This window comes from Nostoc sp. (genome assembly GCF_036919595.1).
Classification (GTDB): domain Bacteria; phylum Cyanobacteriota; class Cyanobacteriia; order Cyanobacteriales; family Nostocaceae; genus Nostoc.
In genome coordinates this window covers 1-15,875 of the sequence record NZ_JBALCO010000028.1, presented here as the reverse complement: position 1 = coordinate 15,875, position 15,875 = coordinate 1, and the positions used below count along the sequence as shown (strand labels likewise).

Here is a 15,875-nt window from a genome sequence, read left to right as displayed (position 1 = left end):
TGCTTTTTAGCTCTCCGCTTCCGGCACTTATTCAATATAGCGAACCTCCCTTTTGCTGTCAACTATTTTTCCAAAATATTTTTTGGAATGCTTTTGAGTCCCCCTGAAACTGCCCACAGTACTGGATTGTAGGCAACAATGGTTTATGCACTGTGCCAACTAAGGCATCATGTAAAAATAAGTTGTACAAAATTTATTTGGAATAGCTTGCTAAATCTAGCTTCTACATAAAATTTGTTCAGGTTATTTTTACACAAATCCTAAGGAAGGATCAAGCATGAATTTTCAGTCGGTAATAGCTTTATTGCATGAGTTTTGGGGTGATCGCGGTTGTCTTATAGCTCAGCCCTATGACATTGAGAAGGGGGCAGGTACTAAGAATCCCCAGACATTTTTAAGAGCATTGGGTCCGGAACCGTGGGCTGTTGCTTACGTTGAACCTTGTCGTCGCCCTACAGATGGGCGGTACGGCGAAAACCCTAACCGTTTCCAACAGTATTATCAGTACCAAGTATTGATTAAGCCGTCGCCAGATAACATTCAGGAGATTTATCTTGATTCATTAAGGGTTTTAGGTATTCCTCCTGAAGACCACGATATTCGGTTTGTAGAGGATAACTGGGAAGATGCGACAGTGGGAGCTTGGGGGACTGGGTGGGAAGTATGGTTAGATGGAATGGAAATTACTCAATTTACCTACTTCCAACAGTGTGGGGGAATAGATTGCCGTCCGGTGTCGATTGAGATTACATACGGGTTAGAGCGATTGGTGATGTACCTTCAAGAAGTGGAGGCAATTACTAAGATTCATTGGACAGACAACATTACTTACGGTGATGTTTACCTCCAGGGGGAGATTGAGCAGTGTATCTACAACTTTGAAGCGTCAAATCCTGAGTTGTTACTGACACTATTTAATTTATATGAGCAGGAAGCTACTCAATTGACGGAGCGAGGATTGGTCTTGCCTAGCTTAGATTATGTAATGAAGTGTTCGCACACGTTCAATCTGCTGGATGCTAGAGGTGTGATTTCAGTGACGGAGAGAACTCGCTATATTGCCAGGATTCGGCATTTGGCTAGGAAGGTAGCTCATTTACATGTTGAGCAAAGGGAAAAGTTGGGTTTTCCGTTGCTCAAAGATAGTGTGAGTTCAACAGCAAGCTCGACATCCTAAAGGGTGCGGCTACACGAACTAAGTCCGCTAGAAACAATTGCATATTTGGTCAGCGTAGGACTTTGTGTTCTGTTTCTCCATGCTGCGCTGAGGTTCAAGCTAGGTATATCTTTATGATGTCGCTATTGCCAAAAGTCAGAAATACCATTAAATCTTGAGTCTAGAACATTAAGGCTACAAGGATAAGGCCCGCATAGGCGGGCTTTGTTTGTATAAACTTGATGGACTATACTTCACCACAAGCATAAAAATTTTTCGGAGTTGCTGATTAAAGAGATGAAAAGCTCACGCAGAGAGAAGTTTGAGTGGCTTTTGCCGCTCAAAACTTCGGTAGGCGCTCTAGGCGCAGATAATAAGAGTTTGGAATATTTTATTTTTGAATTTCATAGCCAAATTCAGCAACACCAATTTTTCTCTATTGCTACCCTAGCTATTTTTAAGTTAGCTGCAAATTCGAGTTGTCAGATGCTTTTGCAAAAAATTTTATGATTCAAACCAGTGGTGTAATTATTTGTCTTGGCTACATTTTTGGGTTGCTATTTACAGTAGTTCCTTGGGGTGGTGTGTGGATTTTAGTTCTGGGGATAGTGGGAGCAATTTTTTTTAGAAGACGCACCACTTCACAGCAACTTGCTCAGAAATTAGAAAATGCTGGAAGCAAAAATAAGGCAGTGCCTAACACTTGGCAAACTACTCCCCATCCTCGAATATGGCTAGCTGCTGGCTTGGTAGGATTATTGGCAACTCTATATTTTCAATGGCGAGTGCCGCAACCAGGTGCAAAAGATATTAGTCAGTTCGTCCCGCCTGGAAATAGCAGTAATCAAGAACAACTTGTGATTGTTCGCGGCGAAGTGGCGAGTAATCCCCGCTTGACTCGCAATCAGCGAGGACAATTTTGGCTGGAAGCGACTCAGCTAGATGAGGTCAAAAATGAAAAAGGTTCAACAGGTGTCCCAAAAGGGGTGACAGGCAAATTGTATGTGACAGTGCCTATACTTCAAGCTACTGGGTTATACCCTAGTCAACAAATCGCTGTGACTGGGATTTTGTACAAACCAAAGGCGGCTTCCAATCCTGGCGGTTTCGATTTTCAAAAGTTTCTCAAGCAAGAAGGAACGTTTGCTGGTTTGATTGGGCGACAAATAAATGTTTTGGATCAGGAACGTAAATGGGGATGGTGGCAAATTCGGGAGCGAATTGTGCGATCGCAAGTTCGTTGGTTAGGTATCCCGGAAGGGCCTCTTGTGAGTGCAATGGTGTTGGGAAGCAAAGCTGTTGATTTACCTTATGATATCCGTGACTTATTTGTACAAGCAGGATTAGCTCATGCTTTAGCAGCTTCAGGGTTTCAAACTTCTTTGATTTTGAGTGTGATATTACAGTTAACGAGGCGGGCAAAAAAAGGAACGCAATTTACTCTTGGCTTTTTGGCTTTAATCATTTTTCTAAGTTTAACAGGTTTTCAACCTGCGGTTCTCAGAGCTGTAATTATGGGTTTTGCGGCATTAATTGGTTTGCTATTAAAAAGAAAAGTAAAACAGTTTGGCTCATTACTATTAGCAGCAACTCTGTTATTAGTGTTTAATCCTCTATGGATTTGGGATTTAGGTTTTCAATTGAGTTTTTTAGCTACACTAGGATTAGTCGTAACAGTACCTGCATTAGTCAATCGCCTAGCATGGTTACCACCTGCGATCGCAGCTTTGATTACTGTTCCCTTAGCTGCCACTATTTGGACTTTACCTGTGCAACTTTTTGTCTTCGGGGTTGTACCATCTTATAGTCTGTTGCTGAATGTGGTTAGTACTCCATTAATTTCGATCATTAGTATAGGTGGAATCATCAGTGCCTTAGTAGCTTTAATTTGGAATGAAGCAGGAAGCTTCCTGGCTGGGGTGTTGCATTACCCTACTGATTGGCTAATTAAACTAGTGGAATTTTTTAGCAAGTTGCCAGGAAATTCTATTGCTGTAGGCAGCATATCTACTTGGCAGCTTTTGGCGATTTATGTATTGATTATATTGGTTTGGTTAGTGCCTTGGTGGCAGAGGCGGTGGTGGTTTGCTAATGTGATTGCAATTGTTTTGGTATTTATCCCCCTTTGGCATTCTACAAATACATTGTTTCGGATAACGGTATTAGAATCTGGTACAGAACCAATTGTAGTTGTTCAAGATAAAGGTACTGTAACTGTAATTAATAGTGGCGATGAAGGTACTGGACGTTTCACAATCCTACCGTTTTTACAACAACAGGGTGTAAATCAAATCAATTGGGCGATCGCAACTGATTTCCAAGGCAATGAAAGTAATGCTTGGTTGGAATTACTACAACGTTTACCAATCAAAAGTTTTTCGGAATATTCCCCTAAGCCAGAAAATTTTCTTGCAACTCAGGCAATTCAACAAGAATTACAAAAGTATCAGGGAGCTTACCAACCGCTGGCAGTTGGCCAAACTGTGGAAACTGGTTCAATAGTGGCACAATTAATCAACGAGCAATTACCTATATTACGATTGCAAATTTTAGATCAGAATTGGTTATTAGTAGGTAATATCAAGTCTAAAGAGATACAAAAACTAGTTAAAAATGGGAGTTTGCCTCATCCACAAGTGCTGTGGTGTGCCCCTCAGTCACTAAAAGATTTAGTTATTGCTCTGAAACCAGAAGTAGCGATCGCTTCTTCGGCTAACTTTGATCCAAAAGTTTTATCTGAACTGAATCAAAGCCAAACCAAACTATTTTTTACAGGACGAGATGGCGCGATTCAATGGACACCTGATGGTCAGTTCGAGGCATTTATTGAAGCGGCAGAAAATAAGTCTTCAATATTATAAAAAATTCACACCAAAGTAAATTTAAAAGTATAATATTTCTTTTTAAGCAAGACTCCTAAAGATAGATGTTTTGTCATTCTAAAGGAAGTAACCTCTTGAAAGGTATCAGGAAGCGAATAATTTTCTATTCTCATACCTGGTGACTGTGATTACTCACTGGAAGATATATTTAAAAAAGGAAATGGGGAGTTTAGTTGAATTTACGTTGTTTGCTCCTCGTAACAAAGGAGCAGCTTTAATTGGGTCTTTTTCTGAGTGGAAAGAAATCCCAATGGAAAAAAGTGAAGATGGTTATTTCCGCACTCAAGTAAAACTGGAAGACGGCATTTATCAATATAAATTTCGGATTCAGAGCAAAAGCCCAAATTTTGCACTTGATGAATGGGTAGATGTTATTGACCCCAATGCAACAGATGTTAATGAACCAGAAAAATTTAGCATGGTGCAGATTAAAAATGGGCAACGCATTAAGGTGTGCGACGTTTATCAGAAATTAGATTAGATGGACTGGCTACCCCAAATAGTGTAAATCCCAAGCGTTGAAAATTCTGGTCATGTGCCTGCTGATTATAGCAATAACGAATCCAAACAAAAAAGTCATTGACAGGAAAATTCAAACTTAACAAACTATCAATCTCATCAATGAAAATGAAAATACGTTCGGCTTTGGCATCTGGCAAAGATTCGTTTTGAAGATTTGGCAGCAATATTTCTTCTACGAACTGGTGTAGTTTTTGCACTGAGGAAGACCTGCTTGGATCTCCCTCCCACCATTGCTTAAATTTGACTTTTTCCATCAGATTTAAGCCACGGGAAATGCTACGATTGGTAATCGCCTCCTGTATCAACTCTTGTAATCACGCCCATAAATTCCTGTGAACATCGCAATAGCAGGATTGCGGCAGGTATTGGATTGTGAAGCGATCGCAACTGCAAATACAATTAGTTATGGATTATACTTACCGTCTTTACTACCAGATGAGACTGGAGTCTGGCTTCTAACTTACTTAGTTTTTTAGAGTGCAACATGTAGCAGCAAAGATGATTCTACATCCAGCTTGAGGGCTGTGATATTATGGGAGACTGCTGCATACATTTAGAAAAACTAGAAATTGAATCGATCATGGCTCTGACGCAACTGCGGAAACAAGAAATAATTTCCAATTACCAAGTTCACGAAACCGACACTGGTTCGGCCGATGTCCAAGTTGCCATGCTAACTGAGCGCATTAACCGCCTCAGCGAACATCTCCAGGCAAATAAAAAAGACCATTCTTCTCGGCGAGGACTGTTGAAGCTAATTGGTCAGCGTAAGCGTCTTCTAGCTTATATATCTCAGGAAAGCCGGGAAAAGTATCTAGCTTTGATTGCTCGCCTCGGTATTCGTGGATAGGGACTACCACTTATGTCTGCTGAAGAATCTGAACGCAGTCGCTTACCCTTTGAACCAAACAAAAAGCGCCAAAAACCCGCAAAAACTCAAAGTAAACCAGCAGCACAGCCACAAGAATCTGGGAAACAGGCTGATAGAAAACGGCCTTACACCAAAGAAGAGATGGCTATTCCCAAATTAGTCAGCCAGCGGATGATGCGACGGGTAGCTGTGTTCTGTGGTGTACCAACAGCTTTGGGCATTACCACCCTGGTTGTTAGCTATCTGCTTGCTATCTACTCTGACATCCAACTAGCTCCCATCGCCGTGTTATTGGTGAATATGGGATTATTTGGTTTGGGGGTCTTAGGGATAACTTATGGCGTTCTCTCTGCCTCTTGGGATGAAGAAAGAGTCGGAAGTCTGCTGGGTTTGGGTGAGTTCAACACCAATTGGGAACGAATGGTGGGAGCTTGGCGCGAAACTCGGCAAAAAAACTCATAATGAACGGCGCTCAGGTATTAAATAACTACGGTATTGGGTAAAGAAAAAAGTGAATGTTGAAGTTGAAATTTTATAACTTCAACATTGCTAATTAAAATCATAGAATAGTTTTTATACCCTGTATTTAGTTTTTTATCAGTAAAATCACTGACTGAGCGTCAAGCTACTGATTGAGTGGTATATTTTGTAAATAAATTTTCTTTTTAATTATTCGTAATTAGGGCAATAGGCAACAAAAAAGTTAGCCCATTTAGAGAAAAATTTACTCAATTAATCAGGAAGTTTCACATGATTATAGTAATGAAAAGTGGTTCCCCAGAGGCGGAAATAAACCGCATTGATCAGGAACTAACTAGCTGGGGGTTAACTCCAGAAAAAATTATTGGTCAACACAAAGTAGTTATTGGTCTAGTAGGTGAAACCGCCAACTTAGATCCATTACAAATTCAAGAACTTAACCCCTGGATTGAGCAGGTGTTGCGAGTAGAGCAGCCTTACAAACGAGCTAGTCGCCAATACCGTCACGACGAAGCTTCAGAAGTGGTAGTTAATACTCCTAATGGAGCAGTGGTATTTGGTGAACACCACGCCTTGGTAGTTGTTGCCGGCCCCTGCTCCGTAGAAAATGAAGAAATGATTGTGGAAACAGCACGGCGCGTCAAGGCGGCTGGAGCAAAGTTTTTGCGCGGCGGGGCATACAAACCTCGGACTTCACCCTATGCCTTCCAAGGACATGGCGAGAGTGCTTTGGATTTGTTGGCGAGGGCGCGGGAAGTCAGTGGACTAGGTATTATTACAGAAGTGATGGATGCCGCTGACCTGGATAAAATTGCCGAAATTGCTGACGTGATCCAGGTGGGGGCGAGAAATATGCAGAATTTCTCTTTGCTAAAAAAAGTGGGAGCGCAGGCGAAACCAGTTCTCTTGAAGCGGGGAATGGCAGCCACTATTGAAGATTGGTTGATGGCAGCTGAGTATGTTTTGGCATCTGGCAATCCGAATGTAATCTTGTGTGAAAGGGGAATACGCACCTTTGACCGCCAGTATACGCGAAATACGCTGGATTTATCGGTAGTGCCAGTGTTGCGAAAGCTGACTCACCTGCCAATTATGATTGACCCCAGTCACGGCGTAGGTTGGTCTGAGTTTGTGCCTTCAATGGCAATGGCTGCGATCGCAGCTGGCACCGATTCCCTGATGATAGAGGTTCACCCCAACCCTGCCAAAGCCTTATCTGATGGGCCTCAATCTCTGACACCAGACCGTTTCGATAATTTGATGCAAGAATTATCAGTTATTGGTAAGGCGGTAGGACGTTGGCAGCAACCAGCAGTGGTTTTAGCTTAAAATTTTGAAAATGCTAAGTAGCTAGGTGTAAAGAAATTAAAGTTTATAGTCAGGATTTTAGTCTTGATAAACCTCAAGCGCTTCATTCTGCTGACTATAAATTTGATCGTAGGCGATCACTAAAAAACTGGCAGATTAATTTGTCAAAGGAGATTCAGAAGGCTATTAGTAGCGGCGTCTACCCTATGAAGAGGTAAAAAAGTTCTCTGCTAGCTGGTTATCGGGAATCACTGCACCCAACGAATATTGAGGGGTGTTTGTTTCCAATGCCACCTCATAAAAGTGATCAACCGAGAGATTAAACTTGCAACTGCCGATAAAAAAGACCTATGGAAACAGAACTCGTAACTGAATTAGCCACCATGTATTAATGGCAATGCGCTTTTTTAGTCAGGTTAGCCAGTAAATTAGATGTAGGGCGTAAAAAAATAATACTGAATCAAAGCGATGTCTAACGACAAGCCGCAAGGCGTCTACGCTTCTTATTTTGCATCTATCGTCGGCGAAGAAAATGCTGTTTGCCTTTGGGAAAACATCGAACTAGGTCAGCAAAAACGTATCCAACAGGCGATCGCTTCTGGACATCCTCCCAGTTGTATCGTCTATCCCCGCAGCCAACAACAGCTAGCAGCAGTCATTGCCACAGCTCACAGTAACAACTGGCGTGTCCTCCCCTGCGGTAATAGTAGTAAACTCAACTGGGGTGGTTTAGTCCAGGGCATTGATGTTGTAGTCAGTACAGAGCGGATCAACCAACTGATTGAACACGCTGTTGGCGATTTGACAATCACGGTAGAAGCTGGGATAAAATTCTCTAATCTCCAAGCACTTTTGGCAAAGTCGCGGCAATTTCTTGCCCTTGACCCCACAGCACCAGAGTTAGCAACCATTGGCGGTATTGTTGCTACAAGTGATACAGGTTCTCTGCGGCAACGTTATGGTAGTGTGCGCGACCAGTTACTAGGTATTACCTTTGTCCGTGCTGATGGACAAATCGCTAAAGCTGGGGGAAGAGTAGTTAAAAATGTTGCCGGATATGACTTGATGAAGTTGCTTACTGGGTCGTATGGCACATTAGGCTTTATTAGTCAACTAACTTTTCGGCTGTATCCCCTAGCTGAGGCATCGGAGACGGTGGTACTAACTGGTACAGCGGAGGCTGTATCCCAAGCAGCTGATATTCTTCGAGGTTCGGCGTTAACACCAGTCCAAGCTGATTTGCTATCAACTAAACTGGTGTCCAGCTTAGGTTTGGGTGAAGGACTGGGATTAATTGCTCGCTTTAAAAGTATTAGTGAGAGTGTTAAGGAACAGTCAAACCGAGTTTTGGAAGTAGGGCAAAAGTTGGGGTTAGATGGGGCTATTTATGTAGATGATGATGAGGCTAATCTATGGCAAAGATTGCAAGAACGAATACATTATACTGCCACAGAATCTGTAATTACCTGCAAAATAGGAGTGTTACCTACTGCTGCCGTGGAGATTTTGACTCAGGTAGAGTTAGGTTTAATTCACATCGGTAGCGGTTTAGGTTTGTTACAATTAGAGGGTAAAAATCAGGTTTTGAAAGTGCGCGATCGCACTCAAGCTCATAGAGGTTTTTTAACAATTCTGGAAGCACCAGTGGCGGTTAAAGAACAAATAGATGTTTGGGGTTATACGGGGAATGCTTTGCCTTTGATGCGCCGTATTAAGGAACAGTTTGATAGTAAGAATATTTTAAGTCCTGGTCGGTTTGTGGGTGGGATTTAAGAAACTAACCGCAGAGACGCTGAGGGCGCTGAGATAGAGAGGGGAGAAAAATAATTATGCAAGTTTCTGAAGATTCTATTAATAAGACGGCTAGTTTAAAGAATTTGAAGGGGTTTGATGAGAATAATCCGCCTGACCCAAAGTTGATTGATAGTTGTGTACATTGTGGGTTTTGTCTCTCAAATTGTCCCAGTTATCGGGTGCTTGGGAAGGAGATGGATTCTCCTAGAGGACGCATCTATTTAATGGATGCAATTAATCAGGGTGAAATTGCTCTCAATACGGCAACTGTAGAACATTTTGATTCTTGTTTGGGATGTCTTGCTTGTGTGAGTACTTGTCCTTCTGGTGTGCAGTATGACAAGTTAATATCTGCAACTCGTCACCAAGTTGAACGGAATTATCCCCGCAGTTTGCCAGACCAATTTATTCGTCAACTAATATTTTCTTTGTTTCCCTATCCCAACCTTTTACGGATTTTACTAGTTCCGTTGTTGGTTTATCAGAAATTGGGTTTTGCTAAATTCTTTCGCGCTACAGGTTTACTCAAGAAAATATCGCCCCGTTTGGCAGCAATGGAATCTATTCTGCCAGAAATTACTCTCAAATCTTTTCAAGATAATTTGCCTACTGTTGTTCGCGCCCAAGGTGAGAAGCGCTACCGAGTTGGGGTAATTTTGGGTTGCGTCCAACGGCTATTTTTCTCCCCAGTGAATGAAGCAACGGTGCGGGTTTTAACAGCGAATAGTTGTGAAGTTGTGATTCCAAAATCTCAAGGTTGTTGTGCAGCGCTTCCCGAACACCAAGGACAAACAGAACAGGCGAAAGCTTTAGCAAGGCAGATGATTGATAGTTTTGCCAACACTGATGTAGATTTTGTGATTATCAATGCTGCTGGTTGCGGTCATACTTTAAAGGAATATGGTCACATTTTAGAAGATGACCTCGAATATCGGGAAAAGGCAAAGGATTTTGCGGCTAAAGTTAAAGATGCTCAAGAGTTTTTAGCAACAGTTGGCTTAACAGCGAAACTTTCGCCGCTGACTGATAAACCCTTGAATTTAGTCTATCAAGATGCTTGTCATTTATTGCATGGACAAAAAATTAGCGTGCAACCACGTCAGGTATTGCGGCAAATTCCAGGGGTAAAGTTAAGAGAACCAATAGACGCGGCTTTATGTTGTGGCAGCGCTGGGGTTTATAATATGCTGCAACCGGAAGTTTCTGAAGAATTGGGTCAGCAAAAAGTGCAGAATTTGTTAAATACTGGTGCTGAGTTAATTGCTTCTGCTAATCCGGGGTGTACTTTGCAAATTACGAAGCATTTGCAGTTGCAGGGTAAGAAGATTTCAGTCATTCACCCAATGGAGTTGTTGGATTATTCGATTCGGGGTGAGAAGTTGGAATTGTAGACATTTTTTGTAGAATAGACACTTGTCATTGATTTTAAAGCAAAAGCAAAAGCTACGTTTTTACTTCACTCTCGAAGAGCCTACAGTGTATATACAAGTCTGAAATAGCTGATTAACACAGGGTTTTACCCCACCCTAACCCTCCCTTATGGAGAGGGGAGGGAACAAGATTTCTTATTTCCCCCCTTTATAAGAGGGGGATTAAGGGGGGTAATTTGACTTGTGTATACACCGTAGCGTCGCTTGTAGGGAGGGGTTGGGGGTGGGGTTCATCTGAATTCTATTTAATTAAACAGACAAAAAATTACTCAATCTGGGGTTTTCCCCCCTGATTCGAGCTAAGAGCGCCTTTTCCTCTTCGCTAACGGGAGCGATATCAGTTGTGACCGGACAGCATTTTTAACTTTTGCTAAAGCGGTGCGTTAGCCTTTGGCGTAACGCACCCTACAAAACTAAACAGTAGAGAAATTAGCCATTAAAGACGCGACTGCGCCACTTATTCAACCGGGCTTCTCCAATCGTGGCAGACCGTCGCGCATCAGCAACTTGCTCTTGCAAAGCTGCTATCTGTTTTTCTTGGGCGTCAGCTTGCTGTTGCAAAGATGTATATTCCTTTGTGCTGGTCACAGAATTGGAAGACTGCAAACTATTACTGAATTTTGTTGTACCGATGCTGGCAAACGGTCTTAAGTCTGCTAGTTGTTGTTGCAAAGTTGCAATCTGGCTTTCTTGCTCTTTAATCTTTTGCCGTAAGCTTTCTTCAGCTGCTGTCTGAGCTGCAATAAACGGATTAACTGGAGCAGCAGTTTCTGGCTTTCGTTTGAATACTTCAGCAAGTATTGCACTAACATCTGTAGGTTTCACTCTACCATAAGGAGTGTTGGTAATTAGCGATCGCACCAGTTGAGGTTCATTATTCGTTGTTAGGTTCTTGTCACTGCTAGAATTGCTCCGCACCAGTTGCAGCATATTGGTAAATTCCAATATCTTTTTACCCGTTTGAGTTTTATAACCCCGGTAATATGGCACTATGTTATCCCCAAAGGCATCTAGATACTCGTCGCTATCAAGATAAGAATCAATATCCGCCTCAAAACCTTTCTCATCTAGAATGTTGCTGTGATGTTTCGTCTCAGAGTAGTCATCGGGAGCGCGACCCAGCAGGTGCTTGAAGTTCAGTTCAATTGCCCGGTAGCGGTAAACTTTATCAAAAAATCTGGAGCGATACAACTCTGATTTGGCAACTTGACGCACAAACTCACGGACATCGATTATACCTTGCTTGAGTTGGGATTCGGGAACGATGAGCCGCTCACTTTCCATAATGTAGGCATTACCCAACACTTGCCGATAAACTGCCCGAATTACAATTTCAATATCTTCAATTGAAGCAGTAGTCCACAGTTCAATGGGTTCTGTTTGGGGAAATGCTTGATATTGGCGGCGTCTGGTTTCTTCGTCTAAGAAGATTTGCATACTTGGTTAGTGTGGGTAGAAGTGACTAATGGCTTTGAGGACGTTTGCTAAAAATCTATATTTTTAAAGGTAATGGGAGCTAAGTATTTGTTAGTGGTTAGGTGGTACAACTAATACCAACTATTTGTGAAACTGCACAAAATCAAGCTTGGTACAACTTGGGGTTTAAGCAAATTATTCTGGATTAACCTTGTAGTTAAACCCTATAAGCTAACAAATTTTAATTCACTTTACAGTCAGGATTAATTTATCAAGTTTTGGGGAGTGTTTTAGTTACATTTTCTAACAAATTTAGACGGCTAACTGTTAATAAGTGATAGCTAATCATAGTAAACAATTAGCAATTAAACATTAACAATTAGCCGTCAACCCCCTTAGGGGGTATTTAAAATTCAAAACTTAATTTTGAATTGGAGTGTAGACACCTGTGAGAAGGATTTCCGCTAAACACGCTCATCAAATCTACTGTAGAAACCACCGTATTTAATCCAGTATTGTTTCAAAGTGTGATGAGGCGTATGTAAACTGGCTTTTGCCTGATATAAAATTACTTGGCGATGCTCGCCCATCCAAATTTTATTAATCGGGTCAACGCATATTACTGTCCCTCCTAAAGAAGCTACACATTCAGAGAATCTTTCAATCGTTGTATATTCTAATGTCTCGAATATAAAAAAGCTACCCGAACAAATCAAGTGGCGACTGCGAATCCAGCAGCGCATTTTTTTTTCAGCTAGTGGAGGTAACATGTTGGTTTTAACAAATTCAAGCTGAATCAACATAATGCGCTCATCGCACGTAATTCATCAGCAAAACTTTCCCGTTTTTCAAATCGTAAAGGGCCAGCGGTTGATCCCCATATTTGCTCGTGGGTTTCAATATCCATGCCTTGATCTAGACTTAACCAAGTACGCTCAGTTACTTCTACTTCGCTGACAAGATATGTCTGGCATCCATTGCGTTTAATCAGACATTGATTGCCCGGTTCCACACTACCTCGAAACATTTCACCTTCTCGTTGGAAAACCATTGAACAGTGATAACGCCGTTCAATACTCTCTGGGGTGATCGTTTTGAGAATATCTAATTCACGAGCAGCACCTGCATAAAGCATAGGGTCTTTTAAGCTGTAATTTTCGATATAAATGCGATCGCCCCAATCCACTAATCTATGTACTCCCTGGCGATAGGGTGTCCATAAATCGTGGTCATATACTTGTTCTGAATAAAAACCGATCGCAGAAAAAAATTCAATCGGTAAAGGACGAAAAAAAATCCGAATGTGGGCGTAAAGTTGCGGATTTGCAAAAGATTGCTTGTAGTTGCTAAAATCTCCTGCCATCCAACAAGCTAAAGTGAGCAAATCGCTAGCGTTGCTGCTAGATTCACTGGGCGCTATTGTCACGTCGCTTCGCTCCGAATTTAAAATTCAAAATTCAAAATTAACAATCCCCATAAATAAATTTAGGAGTTTGTATCCTTTTATGTTTTAACTTGATATTGCTAACTGGTTGAACTTGACAAAGAGCGAATCTCTGAAGAAAAGGAAGCTGTTGTCACACCTTTACCATTACTGGTTTTAATCGTCGCTACCCGAAATCGGAGATTTGGATTAGCAAACCAAATTCGCTCCTCAGCAGCAGCGAGTTCATACTCTGTCAGTAGGGTAAAAATACCATCTTCACTCAAGTGATATTTAGCCACTGCTGGGATTGTTTCGGCGTATCCCTGATCCCGCAAGAGTTTGCCTCTAGAAGGATTTTCAACATTGGGAATTGGCACCAGCACAGTACTACCAGAGATTAGTTTATCGTCCCAGTCTGACTCACCCTCCCAAGTCATCCGAAAGGGGTGGGTGATACTAGCGGGGTCAATCTCATACAATTGACAGATTGCTACTACCGCTGGATCATTGAGGGATAGAGACTCAATGTCAATGGTAGACAGCACTTGTTCAAAGTGGGCAAATGCTAAATGATGACCGCTACGCTGCGATCGCCATTGTCCAATTGAAAGTTCAAAGAATTCAGTAATTTCCATTAAAAAAATGATCTTAAAAAGTAGCTTACAATCCAAGAGATATCTTGGTTAAGTAGTTATTCTCTGATAAAGTTCTGATTTTGCAACACTGTTAACGAATTCGCGGACGCTGATATTGCGATCGCGCAATTGCGATTCTATAGTGGCTATTCGTTTACTTTCCAACAAGTGAGCATTGCCCAAAACCTGTTTGTAAACGGCCCAAATCAGTATTTGTAATTCACTTTCGTTGGTGTTCGGACGCAGCTCTACCTTAGGTAAATCAATAGCCCAAAGTGACATTTAAGTATCTCCTTAAAAACGTGATTTAAATGAAATTTCCGAGCATCCTACCCCTTATAAAAGTGGAATTTTGCATCACTTGTCAGTTATTTTTGCTACTAACTAGCTTCTGTAAAACTTGAGTTTGTGAAAGTGTGTTAAATATCGTTCGTATATGAGAACTGACGGCGGAATTGATTAAACTCCAGATCAGCGATCGCTTTGGCTAACTTTTGATGAATGTTCAACACTGAGTATTAGTGACTGGAGATGTTAAATGAACCGATAGAAAGCAGTGGTTTAAAAAAACCGCACTCGGTAAATCTAAGATTTAGGAACAATTTGTACAAAGCTGCGGACGCTGATTTCACACCGTTTGAGTTGGGATTCAAGAACAGCAAACCGCTGACTCTCTATTACATAAGCATTGCCTAGAACTTGCTTGTAGACGGTTCTAATTACGGTTTCAACTTCCTCATTAGAGCGACTTCACTACAGATCAATAGGAGCGGCATCTTCAAACAGAGCGACCCCTAATCGTGATGCTAGTCCAAAAGCCATTCAAACTATCTCCCAGTTAATAACTAAATTTTATTTATGAGAAGTATATTCAGCAGATGTTAAAAAAGTTTACATCGATGTAATCAAGGAGAGCCCATGGAGACCTTAAATCCTTATTACTTTTGATGATTTAAGTTTTTACATCGTTATACCTTTACACATTCTGATACGATGTCGAAGCCATATTTATTAAAATTTGTTAAGTAAATAATACTTTGAGAAATTTCAGCTTTTTTTTAGTATCTGATTGGCGATTGGGGTACAGGTGATGGTGCGGAATGTACTTTCGAGAGTCAGATGTACTGGAGATTGACCACATAAGCCCCAAAAGTTTGGGAGGCAAAGACAAATATAAAAATCTCCAAATATTACATAGACACTGCCACGATGAAAAAACAAAAAACAACTGAAGCTAATTTAGTTGTGAAGTACACATGACAATGTGGCGAATCATTGAGGAGCCGTGTAATTGGAAACTATTAAGCACGGTTATGAAGACCAAGGGGGTTGGTGACAACCTCGTTGAGTTTACTGAGTATGTTAATTAGGACTATTAAATTTGGAAAGTAGCCAGTTGAGTAATTAGATGATCAAAATAAGGAGCAATTTCTTTCTGATTCGCCTGACACCGCTTTAAACTAGCAACCTTGATACTTTTTAAGCCTAAGACCATTGCATCTTTTGGAACTTGTAATTCCTGATAGAGTAAATTCATATAGTGCAATCCTATGGGACTGGTATACTCAATGTGACCGCCTGCTATGCCATAGGTAATACAACGGAGAAAATGCCAGAAATCTCGCCAGCAAGCTTGGGCGCGTTCTGGCGGATAAAGACCTCCTCCAGGCTGGATAATTTCGGGATAAGTCGTCAAAACCTGCTTTCTAGCTTCATCAACAATTTCGGCGGCGCGATCGCGCAACAATTGAGCAACAGGAATCAATGCCGAATTATCAGATGACAAGGTTTTAATCTGCAAGAAATCTTCGTCGCTCAGATACCGAAAAGCATCGTCCGCAGCTTGGAATATAATAATAACTGTAACTGCCCAGGTAGGAATGTCAGGAATATTCCCATGAGGGAAGAAAGATGGTAGTGTTCAAGCATGAATCCAGAAGAAAAAGATCAAAAAA

At 41.4% G+C, this 15,875-nt stretch carries 16 protein-coding genes and 2 pseudogenes; 10 read left to right on the top strand and 8 right to left on the bottom strand.

The window, feature by feature from the left end; all coding sequences use genetic code 11:
• Positions 1-277: 277 nt before the first annotated feature.
• From glyQ to V7K21_RS03640, 3 genes and pseudogenes are all read left to right on the top strand, one after another.
• Positions 278-1,177 (top strand): glycine--tRNA ligase subunit alpha, encoded by a 900-nt coding sequence (glyQ, locus tag V7K21_RS03650; RefSeq protein ID WP_335171617.1) that lies wholly within the window; start codon positions 278-280, stop codon positions 1,175-1,177.
• A 485-nt stretch (positions 1,178-1,662) separates the two neighbouring features.
• Positions 1,663-4,017 carry a ComEC/Rec2 family competence protein gene (locus V7K21_RS03645; RefSeq protein ID WP_335171615.1) on the top strand — a complete coding sequence of 785 codons (2,355 nt, stop codon included), beginning with the start codon at positions 1,663-1,665 and terminating at the stop codon, positions 4,015-4,017.
• Positions 4,018-4,198: 181 nt separating this feature from the next.
• Positions 4,199-4,507 (top strand): annotated as a pseudogene (locus V7K21_RS03640) (glycogen-binding domain-containing protein); the annotation flags it as partial.
• Here V7K21_RS03640 and V7K21_RS03635 read toward each other — a convergent pair.
• On the bottom strand, positions 4,485-4,814 hold the full coding sequence (locus V7K21_RS03635; RefSeq protein ID WP_442948843.1) for a hypothetical protein: 330 nt from the start codon (positions 4,812-4,814) through the stop codon (positions 4,485-4,487). The pseudogene V7K21_RS03640 and the gene V7K21_RS03635 overlap by 23 nt on opposite strands.
• Positions 4,815-4,892: 78 nt before the next feature.
• Between V7K21_RS03635 and V7K21_RS03630 the strand changes: the two genes are divergently transcribed.
• The 6 genes from V7K21_RS03630 to V7K21_RS03605 all read left to right on the top strand — a co-directional run bounded on the left by V7K21_RS03630 (position 4,893) and on the right by V7K21_RS03605 (position 10,404).
• Positions 4,893-5,036: a hypothetical protein gene (locus V7K21_RS03630; RefSeq protein ID WP_335171611.1), complete on the top strand. Its 144-nt coding sequence runs from the start codon at positions 4,893-4,895 to the stop codon at positions 5,034-5,036.
• A gap of 104 nt (positions 5,037-5,140) precedes the next feature.
• Positions 5,141-5,410, top strand: a complete 270-nt coding sequence (gene rpsO / locus V7K21_RS03625) for a 30S ribosomal protein S15 (RefSeq protein ID WP_094348354.1) — start codon at positions 5,141-5,143, stop codon at positions 5,408-5,410.
• Between the two features lie 12 nt (positions 5,411-5,422).
• Entirely contained in the window at positions 5,423-5,893 is a 471-nt protein-coding gene (locus tag V7K21_RS03620; RefSeq protein WP_335171610.1) for a PAM68 family protein, read from the top strand.
• A 288-nt stretch (positions 5,894-6,181) separates the two neighbouring features.
• Positions 6,182-7,240 (top strand): 3-deoxy-7-phosphoheptulonate synthase, encoded by a 1,059-nt coding sequence (gene aroF / locus V7K21_RS03615; RefSeq protein ID WP_335171608.1) that lies wholly within the window; start codon positions 6,182-6,184, stop codon positions 7,238-7,240.
• 447 nt (positions 7,241-7,687) lie between these two features.
• Positions 7,688-8,992 carry an FAD-binding oxidoreductase gene (locus V7K21_RS03610; protein WP_335171604.1) on the top strand — a complete coding sequence of 435 codons (1,305 nt, stop codon included), beginning with the start codon at positions 7,688-7,690 and terminating at the stop codon, positions 8,990-8,992.
• Between the two features lie 56 nt (positions 8,993-9,048).
• Entirely contained in the window at positions 9,049-10,404 is a 1,356-nt protein-coding gene (locus V7K21_RS03605; RefSeq protein WP_335171601.1) for a (Fe-S)-binding protein, read from the top strand.
• A 468-nt stretch (positions 10,405-10,872) separates the two neighbouring features.
• On the opposite strand, the gene V7K21_RS03600 is transcribed toward V7K21_RS03605, so the two are convergent.
• The 6 genes and pseudogenes from V7K21_RS03600 to V7K21_RS03575 form a co-directional block, all read right to left on the bottom strand.
• Positions 10,873-11,880, bottom strand: coding sequence for a phycobilisome rod-core linker polypeptide (locus V7K21_RS03600; protein WP_335171599.1), 1,008 nt, complete (start codon positions 11,878-11,880; stop codon positions 10,873-10,875).
• Between the two features lie 443 nt (positions 11,881-12,323).
• Positions 12,324-12,662 carry a CpeR family transcriptional regulator gene (locus V7K21_RS03595; RefSeq protein ID WP_335136956.1) on the bottom strand — a complete coding sequence of 113 codons (339 nt, stop codon included), beginning with the start codon at positions 12,660-12,662 and terminating at the stop codon, positions 12,324-12,326.
• Positions 12,656-13,285 (bottom strand): chromophore lyase CpcT/CpeT, encoded by a 630-nt coding sequence (locus V7K21_RS03590; protein WP_335171597.1) that lies wholly within the window; start codon positions 13,283-13,285, stop codon positions 12,656-12,658. The genes V7K21_RS03595 and V7K21_RS03590 overlap by 7 nt, the downstream gene beginning before the upstream one ends.
• Positions 13,286-13,383: 98 nt before the next feature.
• On the bottom strand, positions 13,384-13,920 hold the full coding sequence (locus tag V7K21_RS03585) for a phycobiliprotein lyase (RefSeq protein ID WP_335171595.1): 537 nt from the start codon (positions 13,918-13,920) through the stop codon (positions 13,384-13,386).
• Positions 13,921-13,968: 48 nt separating this feature from the next.
• On the bottom strand, positions 13,969-14,202 hold the full coding sequence (locus tag V7K21_RS03580) for a phycobilisome rod-core linker polypeptide (protein WP_335171593.1): 234 nt from the start codon (positions 14,200-14,202) through the stop codon (positions 13,969-13,971).
• A gap of 303 nt (positions 14,203-14,505) precedes the next feature.
• Positions 14,506-14,652: pseudogene (locus tag V7K21_RS03575) on the bottom strand (phycobilisome rod-core linker polypeptide); the annotation flags it as partial.
• A 368-nt stretch (positions 14,653-15,020) separates the two neighbouring features.
• Here V7K21_RS03575 and V7K21_RS03570 point away from each other — a divergent pair.
• A complete protein-coding gene (locus V7K21_RS03570; RefSeq protein ID WP_335171590.1) occupies positions 15,021-15,152 on the top strand; it encodes an HNH endonuclease in 132 nt (43 codons plus the stop codon).
• Between the two features lie 143 nt (positions 15,153-15,295).
• Here the strand turns inward: V7K21_RS03570 and V7K21_RS03565 are convergent, their stop codons facing one another.
• A complete protein-coding gene (locus tag V7K21_RS03565; protein ID WP_335171619.1) occupies positions 15,296-15,772 on the bottom strand; it encodes a phycobilisome protein in 477 nt (158 codons plus the stop codon).
• Between the last annotated feature and the right edge of the window lie 103 nt (positions 15,773-15,875).

Coding starts and splice junctions, on each gene's coding strand:
- glyQ (WP_335171617.1), top strand. CDS start 278: ATGAATTTTCAGTCGGTAATAGCTTTATTGCATGAGTTTTGGGGTGAT.
- V7K21_RS03645 (WP_335171615.1), top strand. CDS start 1,663: ATGATTCAAACCAGTGGTGTAATTATTTGTCTTGGCTACATTTTTGGG.
- V7K21_RS03635 (WP_442948843.1), bottom strand. CDS start 4,814: ATGGAAAAAGTCAAATTTAAGCAATGGTGGGAGGGAGATCCAAGCAGG.
- rpsO (WP_094348354.1), top strand. CDS start 5,141: ATGGCTCTGACGCAACTGCGGAAACAAGAAATAATTTCCAATTACCAA.
- V7K21_RS03620 (WP_335171610.1), top strand. CDS start 5,423: ATGTCTGCTGAAGAATCTGAACGCAGTCGCTTACCCTTTGAACCAAAC.
- aroF (WP_335171608.1), top strand. CDS start 6,182: ATGATTATAGTAATGAAAAGTGGTTCCCCAGAGGCGGAAATAAACCGC.
- V7K21_RS03610 (WP_335171604.1), top strand. CDS start 7,688: ATGTCTAACGACAAGCCGCAAGGCGTCTACGCTTCTTATTTTGCATCT.
- V7K21_RS03605 (WP_335171601.1), top strand. CDS start 9,049: ATGCAAGTTTCTGAAGATTCTATTAATAAGACGGCTAGTTTAAAGAAT.
- V7K21_RS03600 (WP_335171599.1), bottom strand. CDS start 11,880: ATGCAAATCTTCTTAGACGAAGAAACCAGACGCCGCCAATATCAAGCA.
- V7K21_RS03595 (WP_335136956.1), bottom strand. CDS start 12,662: ATGTTGATTCAGCTTGAATTTGTTAAAACCAACATGTTACCTCCACTA.
- V7K21_RS03585 (WP_335171595.1), bottom strand. CDS start 13,920: ATGGAAATTACTGAATTCTTTGAACTTTCAATTGGACAATGGCGATCG.
- V7K21_RS03580 (WP_335171593.1), bottom strand. CDS start 14,202: ATGTCACTTTGGGCTATTGATTTACCTAAGGTAGAGCTGCGTCCGAAC.
- V7K21_RS03570 (WP_335171590.1), top strand. CDS start 15,021: ATGTACTTTCGAGAGTCAGATGTACTGGAGATTGACCACATAAGCCCC.